Source organism: Cedecea davisae DSM 4568 (assembly GCF_000412335.2).
GTDB lineage: Bacteria > Pseudomonadota > Gammaproteobacteria > Enterobacterales > Enterobacteriaceae > Cedecea > Cedecea davisae.
Map to the genome: position 1 here is coordinate 3,474,458 of NZ_KE161030.1, position 22,418 is coordinate 3,496,875.

Genomic DNA, 22,418 nt, shown 5'->3' on the forward strand with positions numbered 1-22,418 from the left:
GTTATTGACTGTTCATGCACTTTTGGCCGTTTTTTATACCGTGCGGAGCAACCCTCGCCCCGCACGGTAACCGACTGTCGGCTATCAGACCGCTTTCACGGCAATAGCTTCGCCCTGCATACGCTTACGCATGGTGCGCTTGGTACGGTCGATAACTTCGCCCGCCAGCTGACCACATGCCGCGTCGATGTCATCGCCGCGAGTCTTACGCACGATGGTAGTAAAACCATAGCTCATCAGCACTTTAGAGAAACGGTCAATACGGCTGTTGGAGCTGCGGCCATACGGCGCGCCCGGGAACGGGTTCCATGGGATCAGGTTGATTTTGCACGGCGTATCTTTCAGGCATTCTGCCAGCTGATGCGCATGCTCGGTGCCGTCGTTGACGTGATCAAGCAGGACATATTCCACCGTTACGCGGCCCTGGTTAGCGTTGGATTTCTCCAGGTAACGACGTACTGCCGCCAGGAAGGTTTCGATGTTGTACTTCTTGTTGATAGGCATGATTTCGTCGCGGATGTCGTCGGTCGGCGCGTGCAGGGAAATTGCCAGCGCAACGTCAATCATATCGCCAAGCTTATCCAACGCCGGCACGACGCCAGAGGTGGAAAGGGTTACGCGACGTTTAGACAGGCCAAAACCGAAGTCATCCAGCATGATTTCCATCGCCGGAACCACGTTGTTCAGGTTCAGCAGAGGCTCGCCCATGCCCATCATCACCACGTTGGTGATAGGACGCACGCCGGTTTTCTTCTGAGCGCCAATAATCTTCGCGGCGCGCCAGACCTGGCCGATAATTTCCGATACGCGCAGGTTGCGGTTAAAGCCCTGCTGCGCGGTAGAACAGAATTTACACTCCAGCGCACAGCCAACCTGAGAGGAGACGCACAGCGTGGCGCGGTCTTCTTCCGGGATGTATACGGTTTCAACCAGCTGGTCGGCAATCTTGATGGCCCATTTAATGGTGCCGTCGGCGGAACGCTGCTCTTCTGCAACTTCCGGCGCGCGGATTTCAGCAATTTCTTTCAGCTTATTGCGCAGAACCTTGTTGATATCCGTCATCTCGTCGAAATCATCACTGCAATAGTGATACATCCACTTCATGACCTGGTCGGCGCGGAACGGCTTCTCGCCGAGTTCAGCAAAAAACTCGCGCAGCTGCTGACGATTGAGATCCAGCAGGTTAATTTTTTCGGCTTTATTGGAAACGACAACAGGTGACGCTTCAGGCGTGTTCATATCAGACATAATGTTTTCCGGCCTCGTTGTTACACGTTATGGCCCCTGGAGGGTTAGAAAGAGAAACGCCCCGGTGAGCTGGCTCGTCCGGGGCGTGGCATTGTACAAATTCTATGGCTCGGATGCCACGACTGAAAGCAAACTACAAAAAATTAAGTGTAAGTTTACTTACAGATTAGGAAATTTTAGCGCGTGCGCGGGCACACTTCGCCTTCGCCGAAGAAATAGGCGATTTCGCGAGCGGCGGATTCTACGGAGTCAGAACCGTGGGTGCCGTTCTCGGTGAAGCTGTCAGCGTAGTCTGCACGCAGAGTCCCTGCCAGTGCGTTAGCCGGGTTAGTTGCGCCCATCAGATCACGGTGACGCTGTACCGCGTTTTCGCTTTCCAGCACGGAAACAACCAGCGGGCCGGAGGTCATGAACTCAACCAGACCGTCGAAGAAAGGTTTGCCTTCGTGCTCGGCGTAGAAACCACGAGCCTGCTCAACGGTCAGGTGCAGCATTTTTGCGCCAACAATTTTAAACCCTGCAGATTCAAAACGAGCATAAATGTTACCAATAACGTTTTTTGCCACCGCGTTTGGTTTGATGATGGAAAAAGTACGTTCAATAGCCATGATTACCTCTGTAAATGTTCTGTGTGTCCGGGAAGCCCGGTTATGAAATTGGCGCAGATTATAAAGAGCAAGTGTGCCCTTGCCTATGGATGGAGATAACATTTTTTTAAAATAAGATGAGTTTTAGCAACACACCGCTTTTAAGGCGCTAAATTTCACTTTCCACCTACTGGAGCGTGAAGTTTGCGCTGGCTATCTGCCCGGACTCATCCATCACCAGCACCTGGTATTCACCCGGTTTATTAAGCGTTAGCGCCAGCCCCGCGCCGCCGGTATCTTCATTCTCGCCGTTAACAAACCACCAGCGCTGCCCCTGCCCGCCCTGGCCGGTAAGCCTCAGGAGCAACTGCGTTTGCCCCGGCAGGCGTTTCAGAATCGTGCCGTTGCGTACCCCCAGCAATAATAACGGCGTTGCGCTCTCTTTTTGCAAAGGTGGGCAGGTTGCAGACGGCGGCGGGAGGCGCTCCGCCCTGCGTTCAGCCTGCGGCAGCCAGGGCTCGAGAGGGAGCGGCCATAATGCGACAACCTGCTGCCGGGCACCCGGGCAGTCGGGCGCGACTCTTTTCCCTTTATCGTCCAGCCAGATAAGCTGCCGCGTTCCCTGAACGCCTTCCTGCCCCGGCGCCTGCAAGGTTGGCGGCTGGCTGCCATCCAACAACCAGGTATTTATTCTGCGACGGCAGTTGCTATCGCCCTGCGGCAGCGCCTGCCCGCCCGGCCAGCAGATTTCGCCGGAGCTAACGGTGGCTGGCCGCGGGTCAGTCGGCAAATGAAGCTGCTGAACCCGGGAATTGGCCTGCAATAGATTGTTGACCTGGTTTAGCAGCGGCACCGCGCTGCCAAGCCCAAACTGTCCGGCCACCGGCGTACTGTCCGGCCTGCCGGTCCAGATGCCTATCAGGTAGCGGGAATTCATGCCGATGGCCCATGCATCGCGGTAGCCGTAGCTGGTTCCCGTTTTCCATGCCAGGGGGACAACGGGGGGCAATGATGAATCCGGCTGAGGCTGTGCCTCACCCGCCAGAATACGGCGAATAATCCATGCCGCTCCCGGCGACATCAGCGGCCGTTCACGTAGTTCATCCCTGCGGAGTAAACGCAGGTGTGCAGCCTTGCCGTGCCGGGCAAAAGCGCCGTAGGCGGCAACTATCTGGTCAAGCCTTGCCCCGCCGCCGCCAAGAATAATCGACAGGTTAGGCTCGCTGCCCTGTGGGAACCGAAGATTCAACCCGGCGTTTGCCAGCTGCCCGGCAAACCGTTTCGGGCCATAGGCCTCAAGCACCTGTACTGCCGGTAAATTCAAAGAACGCACCAGCGCATCGCCCATGCTCACCGGGCCATGAAAACCAGTGTCGAAGTTACCGGGGCGATAGTCGCCAAAGCGGCGCGGCACATCCTGCAACAACGAAGCAGGATGTATCAACCCCTCATCCAGCGCCAGACCGTAAACAAAAGGCTTTAGCACAGAGCCGGGCGAGCGAACTGCGGTAACCATATCAACATGCCCGAACCGGGTGCCATCGTTGATATCGGCGGAGCCAACCCAGGCACGAACCTGCATCGTGGTGTGGTCAACTACCAGCATCGCAAGAGAAGAGCGGGCGGGTAACCGCGCCTTCCACCCCAGAGCCAGGTCTTCAAGCTGGCGCTGCAAAGAAGCATTCAGCGTGGTAGAGATAAGCGTATCTCTGGTACGTGATGCCAGATAGCGAGACAGTAGCGGAGCCAGCTGCGGCATCTGCCGTGGCGCAAGCCAGATGGGTTCCTGTAAGGACTCGTTAACCTGCCGCTGCGACCAAATACCCTGCTCCGCCATACGGCGCAATACTTTATCCCGCGCTTGCTGTGTTCTCTGTGGCCAGCGGTCCGGGCGCAAACGGCTGGGAGCCTGCGGAAGCACCGCCAGCAGCGCGGCTTCTGAATAGCTTAATTGCTCCGGGGATTTACCAAGATAAGCCCAGCTTGCCGCGCCAATGCCCTGCAGCGTACCGCCGAATGGGGCACGGTTGAGGTACAGCGTCAGGATCTCAGTTTTAGAAAGGTGCCATTCAAGCTGTAAAGCCCGCCAAACCTGGCGAACCTTACCGCCGAAGGTGCGGGGATGAGGATCCAGCAAACGGGCAACCTGCATGGTCAGCGTGCTGCCACCGGAAACGATCTCCCCGCTTCGCAAATCCTGCCACGCCGCACGCAGGATCGAGAAAGGGTTAATACCAGGATGATCCCAAAACCAGCGATCTTCGTAGCCGATCAACGCTTCAAGGTAACGGGGAGAAACCTGCTCTACGGTAACCGGGTAGCGCCAGATCCCTTCATTGTCGGCAAAGCGCCAGAGTGGCGTTCCATCCGCAGCAACCACAACGCGCGCCGGATTGACCTCATGCAGAGGCAGCGGCCAGATTCTGTCCGCAAGCCAGACTAAACAAACGGCCAACAGCGGCACCATCAACCCCAGATAGCGCCGCCGCCAGCGCGGCCTTAACCCGTTAAGCACCGACTTTCTGCTTACGGCACAACGGTCAAGGTACCGGTAGAGCTACCGGTTGCCCGCCACTGCGGTACATACATTGATTCAACCTGCGGCACCGGCACGCTGTAGCTACCCGGCGTTACCGCACGGGCCAGATAGATAAGCGTGGCATGCTGGCCTTCACTGAGCGGAAGCGCGGCAACAAAGCGATCGTCACGGAACTCAATATGCTGAATGTCCTGCTGCTGCATCTGGTTCAGCAACGTTTGCGCGCTGCTCGCGCTGTCGCCCAGGCTGGCGCTGCTGTTGGCAAGGTTCTGGTTCTCAAGCTCCAGACCCGCAGGCAGTAAATCGACCACCAGCGCATCCGGAACGTTTTTATCGGCCCAGACATCCAGCCAGACCATAACCAGTTCGCCGCTTTTCAGGGAAGAGAGCGGCCTGCTATCGCCCTTAGCGTCAAGGAAGTGACGTTCAATATGCAGCACATTGCTGTATGCGGCAGGAGCCTGCTGCGGGTAACCCGAGCTATCGACACGCAGATAAAGGCTGGCCGTACCGGTGTTGGTAACCTGCAGGCCGGAAAGCTGCTCTGCCGTCAGGTTACGGGTCACCGCCTGGCTGGAGGCAAGGGCTTCAGCACTCAGCGACGTTTGAGCCTGCCAGTCGCCTTTCACATTTTGTAGCCCATGCCCGGCAAGGAACAGCGCATTGCTTTCCTGAGTGGAGAGCCAGCGCTGGCTCCAGGCCATGTCAGAAAGCTCAAGCAGCAGCTGGTTCTGGCTATCCGGCAGCAGCTTGTTCTCTTCCAGCAGGCTTAGCATCATTGCTTTATCCCGCAGTTCGCTACCGTAGTCGGCCATCCAGATTTGCTTCTCGCTACGCGGGGTTTTCAGACCCAGGGCAATAGCCTGCTGCCCACGGGCTTCATCCCCCATCAACTTCAGCGCCACGCCAAGCTGAACGATCGGCAGGCCAGCACGCGCCTGTTGGTGCCGCTGCCAAAGCTCGCGTAAAGCCCCCAGCGGTGCTTTTTGCTGGCGGGCAAGAATCAGCCCGGCATAGGCCTGGACCGCAAACCGGCTTGCCGCTGCGTCATCGCTGTAGCGCAGGGCAATTAGCCCCGGGTCCTGGAGATAGCGCAGCAGGCGCTGGTTAGCGTTATTCAGCGCATCGCCGTTCACGCTGTAGCCCTGTTCGCTGGCGCGGGCCAGGAAGTCCGTGACGTAAGCCGTCAGCCAGTATTCCTCCGGCCCGGACTTATCCCACAGGCCAAAGCCGCCGTTATCGCTCTGCATTTCCAGCAGGCGAGCAATGCCGATATCTATAGCCGAACGACGCTGCTGGTCGCTAATCCCTTTAATACCCAGCGCAGCCAGTTCGGCCTCGTTGGTATACAGCGACGGGAACAGCCCGCTGGTCGTCTGCTCCAGGCAACCATAAGGGTAGGCTTTCAGCTCACGGATATAGCGCGCAAGGTTCAGAGGCGGACGGCCGCTTAACAGCAACTGCCCTTCCAACGTTGCCGGAAGCAAGCCTGAGCGATGAGACAGCGGTATACTCCAGCTTTCGCCGGGTTTAACCACCGAGCCGCTGTTTACCGTCTGCGCAGGGAAGGCCGGGCGAACGCCAATTTTCCACTGCTTATGAGGAGCGGTAACGCTCTCTCCCGGCAGAGCCAGACCGTTGATAACCGCGTTGAGTTCTCCATCGCCAAAACCTTCAAGCGCGCGAACCGGGATAAACAACGTACCGCGAGCGCCGGGCGCCAGCTTCACGTCGATGGTTGAAGCACCGTTAAGCGCCAAAAGCCCGCCAGCGCTAAGCACAACGTTAAGCTGTTGGGGCTGGTCGGTCAGGTTGGTGAGATCAAGCGCCAGGCGGCTGGTGTCTCCCCCGGCCATAAATCTCGGCGCGGCAAGCTCGCTAACCAGTGGGGCGGCTACCGTCACCTTCTGTTCGCTGTTGCCAAAACTCTCGTCGGTCCAGGCCTGCGCCATTACTCTCAGCTCGCCGTTGAAATCACCAATCGGTAGCGTCACCGTTCCCTCGCCTTTTTCATCCAGCTGAACCGGCTGAGCCTGCTGGGCAATAATAGTGACGTGATTGACCGGTTTTTTACCGCCGCGGCTAAGCTCATCGCCTTCATCGCCGTCCCCGCCAAAGCGCAGCGCGGCCAGCCTGCCCTCACCTTCTATTACTTGCCCATAAACATCATAGATGTCCGCCCCGTAGCGTTTACGGCCAAAGAAGGCATCCCACGGGTCCGGGGTTTTATAATCGGTAATGCTGAGTACGCCGCTGTCCACCGCCGACAGCAGAACGTTAATCTGCTTCGGCAGTTCACCGTTTTTCACGCTGGCCTTCACTTTTACCGTCAGGTTCTGGTTCGGGCGCATTTTAGCCGGGCTTTCTAAAGCCAGGCCCAGGCGGCGGCTTTCATCCCCCAGCGGCAGGTGCAGAATGCCTACCGCGCGTTTTGGGGTGGCGGAGCGCGCTTTGTCTCCGGGGCGGATAACCACGGTGCTCAGGTACAGGTCATGGCGCTGCCAGCTCTTATCGACCGGAATAGCCAGGTCCATGCCGCCTTCGGGGACGTCAATCTCCTTCCACCACAGCGGGCCATCGCTGGACTCCACCAGGGCGTAACCCTTGCCTGCCGAAGGGGCAGCGATATGCAGGTTAATGGTGTCGCCTGCTTTATAAGACGGCTTATCAATTTTGAGTGTCACGCGGTCCGGGCGTACGGCACCGGTACCGTCGCTGTTATCCTGCCAGCTGTAGCCCGCCCAGAAGCGCACGCTGCTGACGATATTGCTTTGCGGGTCACGAACTTCCAGCCGGTAAGAGCCCCATTCCACAGGGAAAGCTACTTTTCCGGTTTCCCCGGCGGCCAGGGTTAATTTCTGCTCGGCTTCTACCAGGTCTTTCTGGTCAAACTGAGACTGCCACCCTGCGCCATCTTCCCAGCTCCAGTAGTAGTCACGGCGCTCACGTATCAGGCGCACATCCAGGCCGCTTACCGCCAGTTTCTCGCCTTTTGCATCGGCATAAACAATATCGAACCCGGCGCTGCTGTCTTCGTCAACAATCGGCTGAGTACGCGTGGTATCGGTGCGGTAGTCATACACATCTTTGCTGGCAAACTGCGGGCGAATCCCCGGCAGCGCCTCCGCAGGCCAGATAGGTTGTTCAACGCGACGGGTTACCGGACGCCCGCCGGACTCCAGCAGGCTCGCCTGCAACACCAGGCGCAGCGGGGAATGTACGTCGCCCCACTGGCTTTCGGTGCTGACCGTAGTATGCCCCTGCTCATCCAGCGTTAGCTCAATCGCATCAAGACTGCGCGAGAGGTTTTCTTCGTTGATATCACCAAACTGGAAGCCCGGAAGCCCGGAAACTGCCTCACGCAGCGGGCGCAGGAACAGCTGCCCCTGTAGGCTATTACCGGCGGCCGGTGCGCCGTAAAGATAGCGGCCTGACACGTCAAAACTGACGGTATCTTCAGGCGCTACCGGCACGCTTTGCGCCGTCAGATTCAGCGCCATGCGTTCCGGCATAAAGTCTTCAACTTTAAACGACCAGCTGCGCGGCTGGTTATCTCCGGTGTTGACCCTGACCTGCCAGTTACCGGTAGCGGCATTCTCGCTTAACGGATAAGTAAACTGGTACAGGCCGTTCTCTGATTGCCAGACTTCGGTGCGGGCGACCTGCCCGTCCGGTTTCACGACTTCCAGCTTCACCGGCTGCGGCGGCAGCGGTTTTCCATCGCTGTCTCTGAGCAGGGCGTTGACGATAACGGACTCTCCCGGGCGATAGAGATCGCGCGGGCCGAACATAAAGAACTGCTTGCTGTAACCCTGCTCTCCGGCAATATCAAATTCGGCCAGATCCAGCGCAGGGCGGCTAAGGTCGAGCAAAGAGGTTTGCTCTCCGCTACGGGCGAGCAGCAGCGTTCCTTTATTGAGTTTCTCCAGCGTTGCGTGGCCGTCACCGTCGCTCTTACCCTGGCCAACCGCCTGCCCTTTCTCATTTAGCAGCACGATCTCTACGCCGGCCTGAGCCGCGCCGTTTTCAAGGCTCTGGGTAAAAACATCCAGCCTGTCGTGGTAGCGGTGAACGGAGAGGCCAATATCGCTAAGCGTGAATAGCGTTGCGGCATTGCTGTAGGCGTAGTGGCCCGCCTGATTCATCACGGCAAGATAAACGCCTGGCTGCTGAAGCGGCTTGATATCCCCCAGCGGCAGCAGCAGCTTTTCACGCGTGTTGCGGGCAGGATTAAGGTCGAACCGGCCGGTATACACCAGGTCCGCCAGCTTCAGCAGGTTGTCGGACTCCCAGTTAGAGACTGAATTGCGGTACTGCCACTGGCTAACAAACGAGCTTAACGAGCTTTCTTTTACGCGATAGAAGTTAACGTCCACCTTATCGACGTTAAGCGCCATCACCGGCAGCCCGGCAATCACTTTGGTTGGCAGGAGCGAACCGCGGCTGGCAAAGCCCACGCTCGGCTGTACATCACGAGTGGTAATTTGCTTTTCAAAGTTAGCCTCAAGCGTCGCTTTGTTTAGCGCGACCAGGCCGCTGTCTACGGAGACAATCAGGCTTCGTTTCGGCTCAAGATGGCGCAGGCGCAGCTCTTTTAACGAGCCGGAAAGCTCCCAGGCACCGTCCACTTTACCGCTGGTTTTATCCACCAGATGGGCGACTTTATTGAAGTCCTGATTGGGGTCCAGGGGAATAGAAAAGGTTAAAACCAGCGTACTGGCACCGTCCAGCTGCACTTCAGAGGCATCCAGCAGCTTAAGCGGTTTACCGGCGGACTGCTGCGCCAGCTTCTCAAGCTGCGAGGCATCCGGCTTTGCTTCAGGTGCGCCGTTTTTTGCCACCGCAGCAGCAGAGTCTGGTGCTGCCGTCTGCTGCTTGCTTTTATCGTCACAACCCCAGAGTGCCAGCATGCCGCACACCAGCGCAGCAAGGCCAGCAAAACGTAGTGAATTCATTGTTTCATCCCTGGCCAACAAGGCCCGCTAAACATTACGTAGAGCAAGTATTATGCGGATTAGCGAGAAAAGCGAAAGTCCAACCTCCAGTCTTGCGTGGCACCTCGAAAATTTCGCCCGGCTCCGGGGAAAAATCCGTCTTCAACACGCGCCTGATTTGCCGCAGATCACACTCTAAAAGGTTACATGTAACCTTCCGGGTTATTTGTTTTTAAAACAATCGCATAGTTAGCAAACGCCGGGGAACTGCTGTTACCTTTTAAGCCTGCCGCAGCGGTAATGCGATGTCTGTGAAATCAATAATAAGAGACAGCCAAATGAAGAATGCCGTCAATGCCCTACAAAATTTCGGAAAATCACTCTACGGCCCGGTGCTCATTCTGCCCATCGTTGGGCTGTTTATTGCCTTCGGTAACGTCTTAGGCAACGGTAACCTGGCTGAATACCTGCCGTTTCTCGGCCACTCCGCCATTCAGCACTCAGGCCAGCTGATTGCTAAGTCGGCGGTTTCGGTGCTGGCTAACCTGGCGCTGATTTTTGCCGTCGGTATTCCCATCGGGCTTGCCAGCCGCGACAAGGGCTACGCCGCACTTATCGGCCTGGTGACGTTTATCGTCTTTATCAACGCCATGAGCGTGGTGCTTCAGCTACAGGGCAAGCTGGTGCCCGTAGAGCAGATGCGTACGGCCGGTCAAAGCATGGTGCTGGGCGTTCAGGTGCTGGAGATGGGCGTGTTCGCCGGGATCCTCACGGGCGCGCTTTCCGGCTATTTATACAATCGCTATTCAGGCGTGCAATTTTCCGGGGCCATGGCTATCTATTCCGGGCACTGTTTCGTGGCCATCATCATGCTGCCTGTATCCATGCTGCTGGGCGTAATAATGAGCGAGCTGTGGCCTTTTGCTCAGCAGGGTATCAGCGCCCTCGCGCTGGCGATAAAAGGGGCAGGAGCCTTTGGCGTGGCTATTTACGGCTTTCTTGAGCGTATTTTAGTCCCGACCGGTCTGCATCATCTTGTCTACACCCCGTTCCTTTATACCGAGCTGGGCGGCACCGCCGACGTCTGCGGGAACGTCTACCAGGGTGCACGCAATATTTATTTCGCCGAAATGGCCTGCCCAACCGTGCGCCAGCTAAGCGACACGGTAGTCTGGGATGCGCGCGGCATCAGCAAAATGTTCGGCCTGCCCGCCGCCGCCCTCGCTATGTACATGACGGCCAAACCCGAGCGCAAGGCCGCCGCTAAAGCCATTCTGATCCCGGCAGCTCTCACCTCATTATTAGTTGGCGTGACCGAGCCGCTGGAGTTCTCTTTCCTGTTTGTCGCCCCGATGCTGTTCGGCGTTCATGCCGTGCTGACCGGTCTGGGGATGATGCTGTTTTATCTGCTGGGCGTTCACGCTATCGGCGCTAACGGCCTGATTGACTTCATTCTTTACAACCTGCCGTTGGGCACGACCAAATCCAACTGGCCGATGTACATCGTGGTCGGGCTCACGATGTCGGTCATCTACTTCCTGGTGTTCCGTTTCCTGATCCGCAAGTTCGATATGAAAACGCCGGGCCGCGAGGATGAAAGCCAGGAAACCCGCCTCTACAGCAAGCAGGAATACCAGGCGCAGGGCAATAACGACGGGCTGGGTGAGGCCATTATCAAAGGATTAGGCGGCCGCGCCAATATTGAGGTGGTCGATAACTGCTACACCCGCCTGCGCGTCACGGTTCTCGACGTAACCACGATAGATGAGCCACGCCTGAAGGCCACTGGAGCCAAAGGGGTGATCAAGCAAGGCAATAATGTTCAGGTGGTCTACGGGCTGCATGTCAAAAAAATGCGTGAAGCCGTAGAAGCCTTTCTCTAAAGGAGCCAAAAATGTTTAAACCCCCGTTTATTTTGTCCATCGCCGGTGGCGGCAGCACCTATACCCCCGGCATCGTTAAGAGCCTGATGGTGCGCCTGGAGGATTTCCCGCTGGCCGAAATTCGTCTGTACGATATTGACGGCGAGCGCCAGGCCATCATTGCTCCGGTGGTAGAGAAAGTCATTCGTGACCATAGCCAAAGCATCAAATTCACCGTTACCACCGACCCGGAAGTGGCCTTCAGCGGAGCGCATTTTGTCTTCGCCCAGATGCGCGTCGGCCAGTATAAAATGCGTGAGCAGGACGAAAAAATCCCCCTGCGCCACGGCGTTGTTGGCCAGGAGACCTGCGGCCCTGGCGGGCTGGCCTACGGGCTGCGTACAATTCTGCCGATGGTCGAGCTGTGCGATCTCGTTGAACGCTATGCCCACCGGAAGGCATGGATAGTGAACTACTCCAACCCGGCAGCTATCGTCGCCGAAGGCGTGCGCCGCCTGCGCCCGAATGCCAGAGTGCTGAATATCTGCGATATGCCGGTGGCGGCGATGCGTAATATGGGCGCCATTTTAGGCGTCGATCGCCATAAGCTTGAGGTTGACTACTTCGGCCTCAACCACTTCGGCTGGTTTACCCGCGTACTGGTTGACGGCGAAGATCGTCTGCCGGAGCTTCGTCGGCATATCGCGAAATTTGGCCTGCTGACCGAAGATGCCGCGCAAACCGATCCTCAGCATTCCGATCCGTCATGGGTTAAAACCTGGCGTAATATCAAACCGATAATGGATCACTTCCCGGATTACCTGCCGAACCCTTATTTGCAGTATTACCTGATGCCCAATGACATCGTCGGGCATCAGGATCCTGACTATACCCGCGCCAACGAGGTGATGGATGGCCGGGAGAAAAAACTGTTCGCCGCAGCCGCTGAGTACCAGCGCACGGGAATATTGCCGGATGCTTTCCACGTCGGAGTACACGGCGCATTTATTGTCGATGTCGCCTGCTCGCTGGCCTTCGACCTGCGCCAGCGCCATCTGGTTATCGTGGAGAACAAAGGGGCTATCGCCAATCTGCCTTATGACGCAATGGTTGAAGTCCCCGCCTATATCACCAGCGAAGGGCCGGAGCCGGTTCGTATGGGAGCCGCACCGCTATTCCAGCAGACGCTTCTGATGCAGCAGCTCGCCAGCGAACAGCTGCTGGTGGAGGCGACAATTGAGGGGTGTTACGAAAAGGCGCTTCAGGCCTTTACCCTCAACCGCACCGTGCCCACCATGCAGCACGCCAAAGCCATTCTCGATGAAATGATTGAGGCAAACCGGGATTACTGGCCGCAGCTCCAGCAAGCGTGGCGCAACGGTGAGTCGGTGGATTAAATCAGTTTTAAGAAGTAACTCGCGGCGTGAAAGAAGGTTGCTTGCTGGCTGGCGGAAAAACACCGACAATCCGATTTTCCTTGATGAATCGGAGACCTAACATGTCTACCTCTTTCTTCGTCGCGGGCGACTGGCTCGCAGAACATATTAACGATGACGATATCCAGATTCTGGATGCCCGCATGGCTCCTCCGGGGCAGGAACACCGTGACCTGCCGGGCGAGTACCGTTCAGGGCATCTGCCCGGTGCCGTTTATTTTGATATTGAGGCGCTCTCCGATCACACCAGCCCGCTGCCCCACATGATGCCGCGCGCCGAAGCGTTCGCCGTGGCAATGCGCGAGCTGGGCGTCAGCAGCGACAAACATCTGGTAGTTTACGACGAAGGTAACCTGTTCTCCGCCCCGCGCGCGTGGTGGATGCTGCGTACTTTTGGCGTGCAAAAAGTATCAATTCTTGCCGGAGGCCTCGCAGACTGGCAGCGCGAAGAGCTGCCGCTGGAACAGGGCGATGTTGTTTTGCCGGAAGGCGAGTTCGAGGTGAACTTCGATCCTATGGTCATCAAACGTCTGACCGACGTGCTGCTGGTCAGCCACGAAGGCACGGCGCAGATTGTGGATGCCCGCCCGGCACCACGTTTCAATGCCGAGGCCGATGAACCGCGCCCGGGTCTGAAACGCGGCCATATTCCCGGAGCGCTTAACGTCCCCTGGGTGGAGCTGGTTGAAAACGGCCAGTTGAAAACAACCGAAGAGCTGAGCGCAATTTTTGAACGCCAGGGCGTGAGCTTTGAGCAACCTATTATTGCCAGCTGCGGTTCCGGCGTAACGGCGGCGGTCGTGGTGTTGGCATTAACCACTCTCGGGGTGAACGGAGTTTCGCTTTACGACGGCTCGTGGAGTGAATGGGGCGCACGCGCCGATTTGCCGGTTGAACCCGCGCAATAATGGATAACCGGCTGGCCGGATTGCTGGAGCGCGGGGAAGCATTGACCCGCGCTGAATATCGGGTTCTCTCGCATCTGACTGCCCATCCGCTGCTGGTGGGCAACATTACGGTACGCGCCCTTGCGCAGGCCACCTTTGTCTCCAGCGCGACCATTATGCGGCTGTGCCATAAGCTGGGGTTTAGCGGCTATAGCGAATTTATCTGGCATTGCAAACAGCTGCTGTCCGGCACCCCACGCATCGCCAGCCAGCCGGTAAATCCACAGGCCGCTCCGCCGCAGCTCTTCGAACGTTTTATCGCCAACTATCAGCAAACCTTTCGCTGGGTGACGCCCGAGCTAATGGCCCGTTTTACCGAGCTTCTGCGGGAAAAAGAGAGCTTTTATCTCTACGGGGCCGGTTTTTCCTATCTTTTTGCCGAGTACCTGACTAAAAAACTGCAAGTTCTGGGAAAGACGGCGTTTATCTCAGGCCCGGGAGACAGCAGAGGCATATTTCTCAGCAATGCCGCTAAATATCAGGTTTTTATCGCTATTTCACGCAGCGGTGAGACAGAACAGGTTCTGGACAAAGCAAGAATTGCCCAAAACGTGGGGATGACAATAGTCGCCTTTACCCGCGCCTCGCCAAACCCGTTGGCGGAGATGGCCGATCTGCATTTCCCACTCTATGACGAAGCAGTGCACTACGCAGCCGAAGCGGCGGACATTACGTCATTTGAATCAAATCTGGTGATGCTGATAGATTTGCTGTTATTGCAGGCAACAGAGTAGCCCCTCCAGGCAGAGGGGAAACTCATCAGATAATGCGGTTTTGTTTGAAATCGCGCAGGAAACTGCCCCAGCGGCGCTCATAAAACGGCGTGATGTGGGCAATCATAAAGTGGCTGATACCCTTCTCACCTTCCACTACCTGGCAGATATCAACCGGCTCGTCGCCCGGTAAGGTATCCGTGGCCACGCTTCCGGCCTGGCGAATAATCGCTTCAATCTCACAGCCCTCGGCCTCGATGCCGATCAGCAAGTTTGGCTCTTCATCCGCCTGCTCTTTGATGGAGCAGATAAACGCCCGCTTCACCGTTTTCAGGTTTTTAAACAGCGTGGTCAGAGAGTCAACCATCTGCGCCGGGGGGTCGGCAACTTCGGAAAGCAGCAGCGAAGCCCCACCTTCCAGGACTTCCTGCTGGCTCAGCGGATCGCTTTCCGCGCTTACCAGATGGCTTATCTCGTTCGGGGTAAACTCTTTGCCGGTCGGCAGCTTCGCATTGAGGAACAGCGCTTCGCCCAGCGTCATTTCAAACAAGGTGCGTACGGGCATGACCACAAACGCCTGCTCGTGGCTAACGGCTTCCTGCAAAGCTTCCAGCGACGTAAAGAATGGAATAACCGAAGTGCCGTCTTCTTTTTCCCAGTGCTGTAATTCGACCGCGCTATCGGCGTCGATGGCTTCACCTTCTGCGGCATTGCCTGGCACCCAAACGGTGGACTCCAGCAGGGTACGGAAAAAGGCCGGGCGATGCGCCGGTTCGTTTGCCGCCTGCTCAAGCAGGGTTTCTAGTTCGTTTTTTGGTTCTGACATTGTGGTTCCGGGATAAAGCTAAAGAGGTTTTACCCTCACCCTAACCCTCTCCCTGGAAGGGAGAGGGGACTGTTCGGCGTTCGCTCTCCCTGGAAGAGAGAGGACCGTTCGGCGTTCACTCTATCCGAACTCTTTTCCCCCTCTCCCCTATGGGGAGAGGGCCGGGGTGAGGGGCAGTATTACTTAGCCAGTAACAGGTTGGCAATCGCACGTACGCCCAAACCGGTCGCACCCGCAGACCACTGCTCAACCGCACCTTTACGGTAGGTTGCGGAGCAGTCTACGTGCACCCAACCCTGGTGGTAGTTTTCAACGAAGTGGGACAGGAAGCCCGCAGCGGTGCTTGCGCCAGCCGGGTAAGAGGCATTGGCGGTGTTGTTCAGCTCGGCAAAGTTAGAGGGCAGCTGGCTGCGGTGGAATTCGGCCAGCGGCAGGCGCCAGAACGGCTCGTTTTCTTCAGCGGCGCTTGCCAGCAGGCGAGCAGCCAGCTTGTCGTCGAAGCTGAACACGGCATGATAATCATTGCCCAGAGCGGTCTTCGCCGCGCCGGTCAGGGTGGCGCAGTCGATAATCAGCTCTGGTTTCTGAGCCGCAGCGTCAATCAGGCCGTCGGCCAGCACCAGGCGCCCTTCCGCATCGGTGTTCATCACTTCAACGGTTTTGCCGTTGCGGTAGGTGATGATGTCGCCGAGTTTCATGGCGTTGCCGCTGATCATATTGTCCGCGCAGCACAGGTAGAGCTTCACGCGTTTGTCCAGACCGCGAGCGATAGCAAAGGCCAGCGCGCCGGTAATGGTGGCCGCGCCGCCCATATCTGATTTCATCGAGTCCATGAAAGCGGTCTGTTTGATGCTGTAGCCACCGGAATCAAAGGTGATACCCTTCCCGACAAGACATGCATACACCGGAGCTTCCGGGTTGCCGGTTGGGTTATAGTCCAGCGCCAGCAGAACCGGCGCGCGGTCAGAACCACGGCCAACGGTATGGATCCCGGCGTAGTTTTGCTCGCGCAGGTCTTCGCCTTTGGTAATACGGTAGGAAACATGGTCGCAGGCTACGTCACACAGAAGATCGACAGCGCGGGAAGCCAGCTGCTCAGGGCCCAGCTCTTCTGCCGGAGTGTTAATAGTGTGGCGAACCCAGTCGATGACTTTCAGGCGCGTATCCAGCTCTTTCTGCTCAGACTCGCTCAGTACCGCCCAGTCAACTTTACGGCTGCCTTTCGGAGCGCGATAGCCCTGCCAGAAGGCCCAGCTCTTATCAACGTCCCAGCCTTCACCGGCCAACTGAACATGTTTCAGCCCCTGGCCGTCAATTTTGCGCGCCGCGCGCTGAATAAGACCGAGGTCGTCTTTACCGGTCAGGTGTAGGGTAATGCCGTCGTTATTGATGCTATACGTCGCCTTTTCGCCCCAGCGTGCGTCCGCTGGCTGCGTGGAAAGGGTGATTTTCATGGCTTCAGTCATTTTCCAATCCTTCATTGTTCAGCACAGGCAAAATGCAAAAACGGGCCGCTCAGGGCGGCCCGTCTGTTATTCTGCTTCATCTAACCAGACAAGCAAAATCGCTTCCAGCACTTTTTCGTTAGAAGCGTTTGGATCGTCATCAAACTCTTCCAGTTCGCAGATCCACTGGTGCATATCGGTGAAACGCACCGTCTTCGGATCGAGATCCGGGCGGCTGTCATACAGCGCTTCGCCGATTTCGCGGCTGTCAGTCCACTTCAGTCCCATGCGGCTCCCGTTAGTGTTCGCGTGCGTGGTTGATGGTATAACGCGGCATCTCAACCACCAGGTCTTCGTCGCTGACGCGAGCCTGGCAGCTCAGGCGGCTCTCAGGCTCCAGACCCCATGCTTTATCCAGCATGTCGTCTTCATCCTCGGTGCTTTCCGCAAGGGAATCGAAGCCTTCACGCACCACACAGTGGCAGGTGGTGCAGGCACAGGACTTCTCACAGGCGTGCTCAATTTCGATACCGTTGCGCAGGGCAACGTCGAGAATGGTTTCACCTTTTTGCGCTTCCAGAACTGCGCCATCCGGACAGAGGTCCTGATGAGGCAGAAAAACAATCTTTGGCATATTAAACCTCGTCCACGGAGTGGCCGGTCAGCGCGGTACGGATCGATTGATCCATGCGGCGTGCGGCAAACTCCTGGGTTTGCTTGTCTACGTTTTTGATTTCATTTTGAATAGCGTCGGCATCGTCACCGGCCGCGGCAGCGCTTAAGGCAGCCATGGCGTTGTCGATGTCGGAACGCTCTGCGGCGCTTAGCAGCGCGGCATCCGCCGTCAGTGCGCTGTTCAAACTCTCCAGCACGCGGGCAGCTTCGACTTTTTGCTCCGCCAGCATACGTGCCTGCACGTCATGCTCGGCGTAACTCATGGAGTCCTGAATCATACCGGCAATTTCGCCGTCGCTCAGGCCATAAGAAGGTTTAACCTGGATAGAGGATTCCACGCCGGTGGATTTCTCCATCGCCGTTACGCTCAACAGGCCATCGGCATCTACCTGGAAGGTTACGCGAATATGCGCCCCGCCGGCGGACATTGCCGGAATACCGCGCAGGGTAAAACGAGCCAGAGAGCGGCAATCCTGCACCAGCTCGCGCTCGCCCTGCAATACGTGGATAGACATCGCGGTCTGCCCATCTTTGAAAGTGGTGAATTCCTGAGCACGCGCCACCGGGATCGTGGTATTACGCGGAATAACCTTCTCGACCAGGCCGCCCATGGTTTCCAGGCCAAGCGACAGCGGGATAACGTCCAGCAGCAGCATTTCGCTGTCAGGCTTGTTGCCAACCAGGATATCGGCCTGAATAGCCGCCCCAATCGCCACAACTTTATCCGGGTCGATGGAGGTCAGCGGGGTGCGGCCGAAGAATTCGCCTACGCGCTCACGCACCAGAGGTACGCGGGTTGAGCCGCCGACCATCACCACTTCCAGCACTTCTTCTGCTTCCACGCCCGCATCTTTCAACGCGCGACGGCAGGCCAGCAGCGTGCGCTTAACCAGGGAAGCAATCAGCTCGTTGAACTGGTCACGGGTGACTTCGCCTTTCCAGCCAGCCACTTCTACGCTGGCAGTTGCGGCATCGCTCAGCGCAATTTTTGCAGCAATAGCGGCATCCAGCAGCTGGCGCTGTACCCGGTCGTCGCTGCGGTCGGCAATACCGGCCTGTTCGCGCAGCCAGTCGGCAAGCAGGTGATCGAAGTCGTCGCCGCCCAGGGCAGAGTCACCGCCGGTCGCCAGCACTTCAAACACGCCGCGGCTAAGGCGCAGGATAGAAATGTCAAAGGTGCCGCCGCCCAGGTCGTAAACGGCAATTACGCCTTCTTTACCCGAGTCCAGGCCGTAGGCAATTGCCGCCGCCGTTGGCTCGTTGAGCAGGCGCAAAACGTGCAGGCCCGCGAGGCGAGCGGCATCTTTAGTGCCCTGGCGCTGCGCGTCGTCGAAATAGGCCGGAACGGTAATCACCACGCCGTCCAGCTCTCCGGCCAGCGCTTCGGTTGCGCGCGCAGCAAGCGTTTTGAGGATATCGGCAGAAACGCGAACGGGGTTTAACAGCCCCGCCGGGGTGTTAATCATCGGCAGACCGTTTTCACTCGCCTGCAAATGGTAAGGAAGATGCGGGTAGCGCGCCTGGATGTCCGCCAGAGAGCGGCCCATCATGCGTTTTACCGAGCTAATGGTGTTCGCGGGGTCCTGTGCTGCCTGCGCACGGGCTTCCCAGCCAACCAGGTGACCCTGCTGCTGGTAATGGACAACGGAAGGCAGCAGCGCGCGGCCTTCGTGGTCGACCAGGGCTTGTGCCTGCCCGCTGCGCACGGTGGCAACCAGCGAGTTGGTGGTGCCAAGATCGATACCTGCGGCCAGCCTGCGCTGGTGCGGCGCAGCCATCATGCCGGGCTCACTAATTTGTAATAAGGCCATGTTTCGCTTCCAAAAATCGGGCCTGAGTTCAGGCGTTAAAAGTCGAGCAGTTTTTCTTCTAGTTGTTCTATTTGGCTCTGTAATTTGTCGAGGAAACGCAGCTTGCGAACGGTGTCCGCCGCCTGTTCCCACTGCTGGTCATCCAGTTGCTGTACCATCTGCGCGCTGCGGTTTTTCACCATCGTTTTTACGCGCCCGGCAAAGCTTTCCAGCCCGTCGCCGTCTTTTTTCTGTTCGATTTCGTCCAGCTCTTCGCGCAGCTCAAGTTGTTCCATCAGGAACGCGGTATCGCGCACGGTATGCTGTTCATTAGCCAGATCGAAGCCGTTCAGGGAGAGGAGATATTCGGCGCGGGCAAGCGGGTGGCGCAGCGTCTGCCAGGCCTGGTTGATGGTTGCGGATTGGCTTACCGCCAGCAATTGCTCCGCCTGAGGGCGGCTGGCGTATTTGTCCGGATGGAACTGGCGCTGCAGCTCCTGGTAACGGGTAGCCAGATGCTGAAGGTCAAGGGTATAGCCTGGCGTTAGCCCAAACAGGGTAAAGTAATCCATAACAGACTCGGGTACATGTCAGGTTAGTGCTGTGTGGTAAAGCAAAATCCCCCACGGGCCGAAGCCGGTGGGGGTGATAAGCGGGATCAGACGTGGAAGCTTTCGCCGCAGCCACACTCGTCCTTAACGTTAGGGTTAGTGAATTTAAACCCTTCGTTAAGACCTTCTTTGACGAAGTCGAGCTCGGTCCCGTTTAAGAATTGCAGGCTTTTACCATCGATAACTACCTTCACACCTTTGTCTTCGAACACGGTGTCATCCGCCATCGGTTCGTCAACAAATTCCAGAACGTAAGCCATCCCGGAGCAGCCTGAAGTACGCACGCCCAGACGCAAACCAAACCCTTTACCGCGGTTGGTCAGGAAGGCATTTACGCGGGCAGCAGCGCTGTCGCTAAGGGTAATCGACATACAACAACCTCAATCAGAATATTAACTCGTCATACTTCGAGCCGCTGCCGGGCAGCAGGCTCGAATTATTTAGAGTTGTTTTGTTTCACGTTTGCTTTTGTAATCCGCGATAGCCGCCTTAATAGCGTCCTCAGCAAGGATTGAGCAGTGAATTTTCACCGGCGGCAGTTCGAGCTCGTCTGCGATGTCGGTGTTTTTAATCGCCTGCGCTTCGTCCAGGGACTTGCCCTTCACCCACTCGGTTACCAGCGAGCTGGAAGCAATCGCCGAGCCGCAGCCGTAGGTTTTGAAACGCGCGTCTTCAATAATACCGTCATTGTTGACTTTGATCTGCAACTTCATCACGTCGCCGCACGCAGGTGCACCCACCATGCCAGAGCCAACGCTGTCGTCGCTGTTGTCGAAAGAACCGACGTTGCGCGGGTTTTCGTAGTGATCAATTACTTTTTCGCTGTAAGCCATTTTACTTCTCCAGAATCTGAAATCGACGTCTCTACAGACGATTAATGGTGAGCCCATTCGATGGAATTAATATCCACGCCCTGCTTGAACATTTCCCACAGCGGAGAAAGGTCGCGCAGACGGCCGATGGACTTACGTACCAGCTCGATGGTGTAGTCGATCTCTTCTTCAGTGGTAAAACGACCCAGAGAGAAACGGATGGAGCTGTGAGCCAGTTCGTCACTCATCCCCAGCGCGCGCAGCACGTAAGACGGCTCAAGGCTGGCAGAAGTACAGGCGGAACCTGAGGAAACCGCGAGGTCTTTCAGCGCCATAATCAGTGACTCACCTTCAACGTAGTTGAAGCTTACGTTGAGGATGTTAGGCGCGCCGTGTTCCAGGTCGCCGTTCAGGTAAACTTCTTCCATATCCTTCACGCCGTTCCACAAACGGTTACGCAGCGTGCGCAGACGGGCCATTTCGGTCTCCATCTCCACTTTCGCGATACGGTAAGCTTCACCCATGCCGACAATCTGGTGAACAGGCAGAGTACCAGAACGCATGCCGCGCTCGTGGCCGCCGCCGTGGATCTGGGCTTCAATGCGGATACGTGGCTTACGGCGCACGTAAAGCGCACCAATGCCTTTCGGGCCATAAATTTTGTGGCCGGAGAAGGACATCAGGTCAACTTTCAGCTGGCTCAGATCGATAGGCAGTTTGCCCACGCTCTGGGTCGCATCAACGTGGAAGATAATCCCGCGGGAACGGCACATTTCGCCGATAGCAGCGATATCCTGCACCACGCCGATTTCGTTGTTCACGTGCATGATGGAAACCAGGATGGTGTCATCACGCATGGCGGCTTCCAGCGCCTTCAGGTCAACGATGCCGTTGCTCTGCGGGGCCAGATAAGTCACGTCGAAACCTTCACGTTCCAGCTGACGACAGGTGTCCAGCACGGCTTTGTGTTCGGTTTTGACGGTGATGATGTGCTTGCCTTTCTTCTGGTAGAAGTTAGCGGCACCTTTAATCGCCAGGTTGTCAGACTCGGTCGCGCCGGAGGTGAAAACAATTTCACGCGGGTCAGCGCCAACCAGCTCTGCGATTTGGTTACGGGCGATATCAACGGCTTCTTCAGCCTGCCAGCCAAAGCGGTGGGAACGGGAGGCCGGGTTACCGAAGGTTCCGTCCATTGTCAAAAACTGCATCATCTTCTCGGCAACACGCGGGTCAACCGGCGTAGTAGCAGAGTAGTCGAGGTAAATCGGTAATTTCATTGCTCTTAAGCTCCGTACATCACTTCAATACGAAGAATCAGGCTTAAAATATGCTGCCGTTATAGACAGGGAGCGTCGCTCCCCCAACCTGATTCTAAAAATTCGTGTTCTTCTGCTTATGCGCGCAGTTTGACGTCAATAGCGTCCTGAGAACGGGTGCTGCGATGGTTTTCGTTGTGCTGACGGTCGGCCACATCCAGAACTTCCTGGTTGTTCACCAGTTCACCGAGGGTAATGTTGTTCAGGAAGCCGGTCAGACGATCGCTCAGGTCGCGCCACAGCGCATGGGTCAGGCATTTATCGCCGCCCTGGCAGCCGCCTTTACCCTGACAACGGGTCGCGTCCACGGACTCATCAACGGCGCTGATCACTTCGCCAACGGCGATGCTGCTCGCATCTTTACCCAGCAGATAACCACCGCCAGGACCGCGCACGCTGGCAACCAGGCCATTTTTACGCAGGCGGGAGAACAGCTGCTCCAGATAGGAGAGCGAAATACCCTGACGTTCAGAAATATCGGCCAGCGGAACCGGGCCAGATTCAGAGTTCAGCGCAACGTCAAGCATCGCGGTTACGGCATAGCGCCCTTTTGATGTCAGTCTCATGTCTTACTTAACCTCAAATAGCCCCTCGAGCCGGGGGTTTTTTAAAAGTGTGATTGTCACATAGCAGGTCGCAAGTCTGACATTCCTGAGTAAATTGGTCAACTATTTAAC

At 57.0% G+C, this 22,418-nt stretch carries 18 protein-coding genes; 4 read left to right on the forward strand and 14 right to left on the reverse strand.

The features are described 5' to 3' along the window. Positions 1–84: 84 nt before the first annotated feature. The 4 genes from rlmN to HMPREF0201_RS15755 form a co-directional block, all read right to left on the reverse strand. Complete coding sequence (gene rlmN / locus HMPREF0201_RS15740) at positions 85–1,248, reverse strand: dual-specificity RNA methyltransferase RlmN (protein WP_016537741.1); 1,164 nt, start codon at positions 1,246–1,248, stop codon at positions 85–87. A 176-nt stretch (positions 1,249–1,424) separates the two neighbouring features. Further along, on the reverse strand, positions 1,425–1,856 hold the full coding sequence (gene ndk, locus HMPREF0201_RS15745) for a nucleoside-diphosphate kinase (protein ID WP_016537742.1): 432 nt from the start codon (positions 1,854–1,856) through the stop codon (positions 1,425–1,427). Positions 1,857–2,022: 166 nt separating this feature from the next. Continuing rightward, positions 2,023–4,302 carry a peptidoglycan glycosyltransferase PbpC gene (gene pbpC, locus HMPREF0201_RS15750; RefSeq protein WP_016537743.1) on the reverse strand — a complete coding sequence of 760 codons (2,280 nt, stop codon included), beginning with the start codon at positions 4,300–4,302 and terminating at the stop codon, positions 2,023–2,025. Between the two features lie 59 nt (positions 4,303–4,361). Then, complete coding sequence (locus HMPREF0201_RS15755; RefSeq protein ID WP_016537744.1) at positions 4,362–9,329, reverse strand: alpha-2-macroglobulin family protein; 4,968 nt, start codon at positions 9,327–9,329, stop codon at positions 4,362–4,364. 317 nt (positions 9,330–9,646) lie between these two features. Here HMPREF0201_RS15755 and HMPREF0201_RS15760 point away from each other — a divergent pair, with 317 nt between their 5' ends. From HMPREF0201_RS15760 to HMPREF0201_RS15775, 4 genes are all read left to right on the forward strand, one after another. Further along, positions 9,647–11,191: a PTS transporter subunit EIIC gene (locus HMPREF0201_RS15760; protein ID WP_039898628.1), complete on the forward strand. Its 1,545-nt coding sequence runs from the start codon at positions 9,647–9,649 to the stop codon at positions 11,189–11,191. Between the two features lie 11 nt (positions 11,192–11,202). Continuing rightward, positions 11,203–12,567: a 6-phospho-alpha-glucosidase gene (locus HMPREF0201_RS15765; protein WP_016537747.1), complete on the forward strand. Its 1,365-nt coding sequence runs from the start codon at positions 11,203–11,205 to the stop codon at positions 12,565–12,567. 101 nt (positions 12,568–12,668) lie between these two features. Continuing rightward, positions 12,669–13,514 carry a 3-mercaptopyruvate sulfurtransferase gene (sseA, locus tag HMPREF0201_RS15770; RefSeq protein WP_016537748.1) on the forward strand — a complete coding sequence of 282 codons (846 nt, stop codon included), beginning with the start codon at positions 12,669–12,671 and terminating at the stop codon, positions 13,512–13,514. After that, positions 13,514–14,287: a MurR/RpiR family transcriptional regulator gene (locus tag HMPREF0201_RS15775; protein WP_016537749.1), complete on the forward strand. Its 774-nt coding sequence runs from the start codon at positions 13,514–13,516 to the stop codon at positions 14,285–14,287. The genes sseA and HMPREF0201_RS15775 overlap by 1 nt, the downstream gene beginning before the upstream one ends. Positions 14,288–14,312: 25 nt before the next feature. Here HMPREF0201_RS15775 and sseB read toward each other — a convergent pair whose 3' ends face one another. The 10 genes from sseB to iscR form a co-directional block, all read right to left on the reverse strand. After that, a complete protein-coding gene (sseB, locus tag HMPREF0201_RS15780) occupies positions 14,313–15,092 on the reverse strand; it encodes an enhanced serine sensitivity protein SseB (RefSeq protein WP_016537750.1) in 780 nt (259 codons plus the stop codon). Between the two features lie 179 nt (positions 15,093–15,271). Next, positions 15,272–16,558: an aminopeptidase PepB gene (pepB, locus tag HMPREF0201_RS15785; RefSeq protein ID WP_039898631.1), complete on the reverse strand. Its 1,287-nt coding sequence runs from the start codon at positions 16,556–16,558 to the stop codon at positions 15,272–15,274. Between the two features lie 66 nt (positions 16,559–16,624). Then, entirely contained in the window at positions 16,625–16,825 is a 201-nt protein-coding gene (gene iscX / locus HMPREF0201_RS15790; RefSeq protein WP_016537752.1) for a Fe-S cluster assembly protein IscX, read from the reverse strand. Between the two features lie 10 nt (positions 16,826–16,835). Continuing rightward, positions 16,836–17,171, reverse strand: coding sequence for an ISC system 2Fe-2S type ferredoxin (gene fdx / locus HMPREF0201_RS15795; RefSeq protein ID WP_016537753.1), 336 nt, complete (start codon positions 17,169–17,171; stop codon positions 16,836–16,838). A gap of 1 nt (position 17,172) precedes the next feature. After that, complete coding sequence (gene hscA / locus HMPREF0201_RS15800) at positions 17,173–19,023, reverse strand: Fe-S protein assembly chaperone HscA (RefSeq protein ID WP_016537754.1); 1,851 nt, start codon at positions 19,021–19,023, stop codon at positions 17,173–17,175. A gap of 35 nt (positions 19,024–19,058) precedes the next feature. Next, positions 19,059–19,574, reverse strand: coding sequence for a co-chaperone HscB (hscB, locus tag HMPREF0201_RS15805; protein ID WP_016537755.1), 516 nt, complete (start codon positions 19,572–19,574; stop codon positions 19,059–19,061). An 86-nt stretch (positions 19,575–19,660) separates the two neighbouring features. Beyond that, positions 19,661–19,984 (reverse strand): iron-sulfur cluster assembly protein IscA, encoded by a 324-nt coding sequence (gene iscA / locus HMPREF0201_RS15810; RefSeq protein WP_016537756.1) that lies wholly within the window; start codon positions 19,982–19,984, stop codon positions 19,661–19,663. Between the two features lie 69 nt (positions 19,985–20,053). Then, on the reverse strand, positions 20,054–20,446 hold the full coding sequence (gene iscU / locus HMPREF0201_RS15815) for a Fe-S cluster assembly scaffold IscU (RefSeq protein WP_016537757.1): 393 nt from the start codon (positions 20,444–20,446) through the stop codon (positions 20,054–20,056). A gap of 41 nt (positions 20,447–20,487) precedes the next feature. Then, entirely contained in the window at positions 20,488–21,702 is a 1,215-nt protein-coding gene (iscS, locus tag HMPREF0201_RS15820; RefSeq protein ID WP_016537758.1) for a cysteine desulfurase, read from the reverse strand. 116 nt (positions 21,703–21,818) lie between these two features. Continuing rightward, complete coding sequence (gene iscR, locus HMPREF0201_RS15825; RefSeq protein WP_016537759.1) at positions 21,819–22,307, reverse strand: Fe-S cluster assembly transcriptional regulator IscR; 489 nt, start codon at positions 22,305–22,307, stop codon at positions 21,819–21,821. Positions 22,308–22,418: the final 111 nt, after the last annotated feature.

What these genes read in the sequence shown, in the direction of transcription:
- rlmN (WP_016537741.1), bottom strand. Translation starts at nt 1,248, where the DNA reads ATGTCTGATATGAACACGCCTGAAGCGTCACCTGTTGTCGTTTCCAAT.
- ndk (WP_016537742.1), bottom strand. Translation starts at nt 1,856, where the DNA reads ATGGCTATTGAACGTACTTTTTCCATCATCAAACCAAACGCGGTGGCA.
- pbpC (WP_016537743.1), bottom strand. Translation starts at nt 4,302, where the DNA reads ATGGTGCCGCTGTTGGCCGTTTGTTTAGTCTGGCTTGCGGACAGAATC.
- HMPREF0201_RS15755 (WP_016537744.1), bottom strand. Translation starts at nt 9,329, where the DNA reads ATGAATTCACTACGTTTTGCTGGCCTTGCTGCGCTGGTGTGCGGCATG.
- HMPREF0201_RS15760 (WP_039898628.1), top strand. Translation starts at nt 9,647, where the DNA reads ATGAAGAATGCCGTCAATGCCCTACAAAATTTCGGAAAATCACTCTAC.
- HMPREF0201_RS15765 (WP_016537747.1), top strand. Translation starts at nt 11,203, where the DNA reads ATGTTTAAACCCCCGTTTATTTTGTCCATCGCCGGTGGCGGCAGCACC.
- sseA (WP_016537748.1), top strand. Translation starts at nt 12,669, where the DNA reads ATGTCTACCTCTTTCTTCGTCGCGGGCGACTGGCTCGCAGAACATATT.
- HMPREF0201_RS15775 (WP_016537749.1), top strand. Translation starts at nt 13,514, where the DNA reads ATGGATAACCGGCTGGCCGGATTGCTGGAGCGCGGGGAAGCATTGACC.
- sseB (WP_016537750.1), bottom strand. Translation starts at nt 15,092, where the DNA reads ATGTCAGAACCAAAAAACGAACTAGAAACCCTGCTTGAGCAGGCGGCA.
- pepB (WP_039898631.1), bottom strand. Translation starts at nt 16,558, where the DNA reads ATGACTGAAGCCATGAAAATCACCCTTTCCACGCAGCCAGCGGACGCA.
- iscX (WP_016537752.1), bottom strand. Translation starts at nt 16,825, where the DNA reads ATGGGACTGAAGTGGACTGACAGCCGCGAAATCGGCGAAGCGCTGTAT.
- fdx (WP_016537753.1), bottom strand. Translation starts at nt 17,171, where the DNA reads ATGCCAAAGATTGTTTTTCTGCCTCATCAGGACCTCTGTCCGGATGGC.
- hscA (WP_016537754.1), bottom strand. Translation starts at nt 19,023, where the DNA reads ATGGCCTTATTACAAATTAGTGAGCCCGGCATGATGGCTGCGCCGCAC.
- hscB (WP_016537755.1), bottom strand. Translation starts at nt 19,574, where the DNA reads ATGGATTACTTTACCCTGTTTGGGCTAACGCCAGGCTATACCCTTGAC.
- iscA (WP_016537756.1), bottom strand. Translation starts at nt 19,984, where the DNA reads ATGTCGATTACCCTTAGCGACAGCGCTGCTGCCCGCGTAAATGCCTTC.
- iscU (WP_016537757.1), bottom strand. Translation starts at nt 20,446, where the DNA reads ATGGCTTACAGCGAAAAAGTAATTGATCACTACGAAAACCCGCGCAAC.
- iscS (WP_016537758.1), bottom strand. Translation starts at nt 21,702, where the DNA reads ATGAAATTACCGATTTACCTCGACTACTCTGCTACTACGCCGGTTGAC.
- iscR (WP_016537759.1), bottom strand. Translation starts at nt 22,307, where the DNA reads ATGAGACTGACATCAAAAGGGCGCTATGCCGTAACCGCGATGCTTGAC.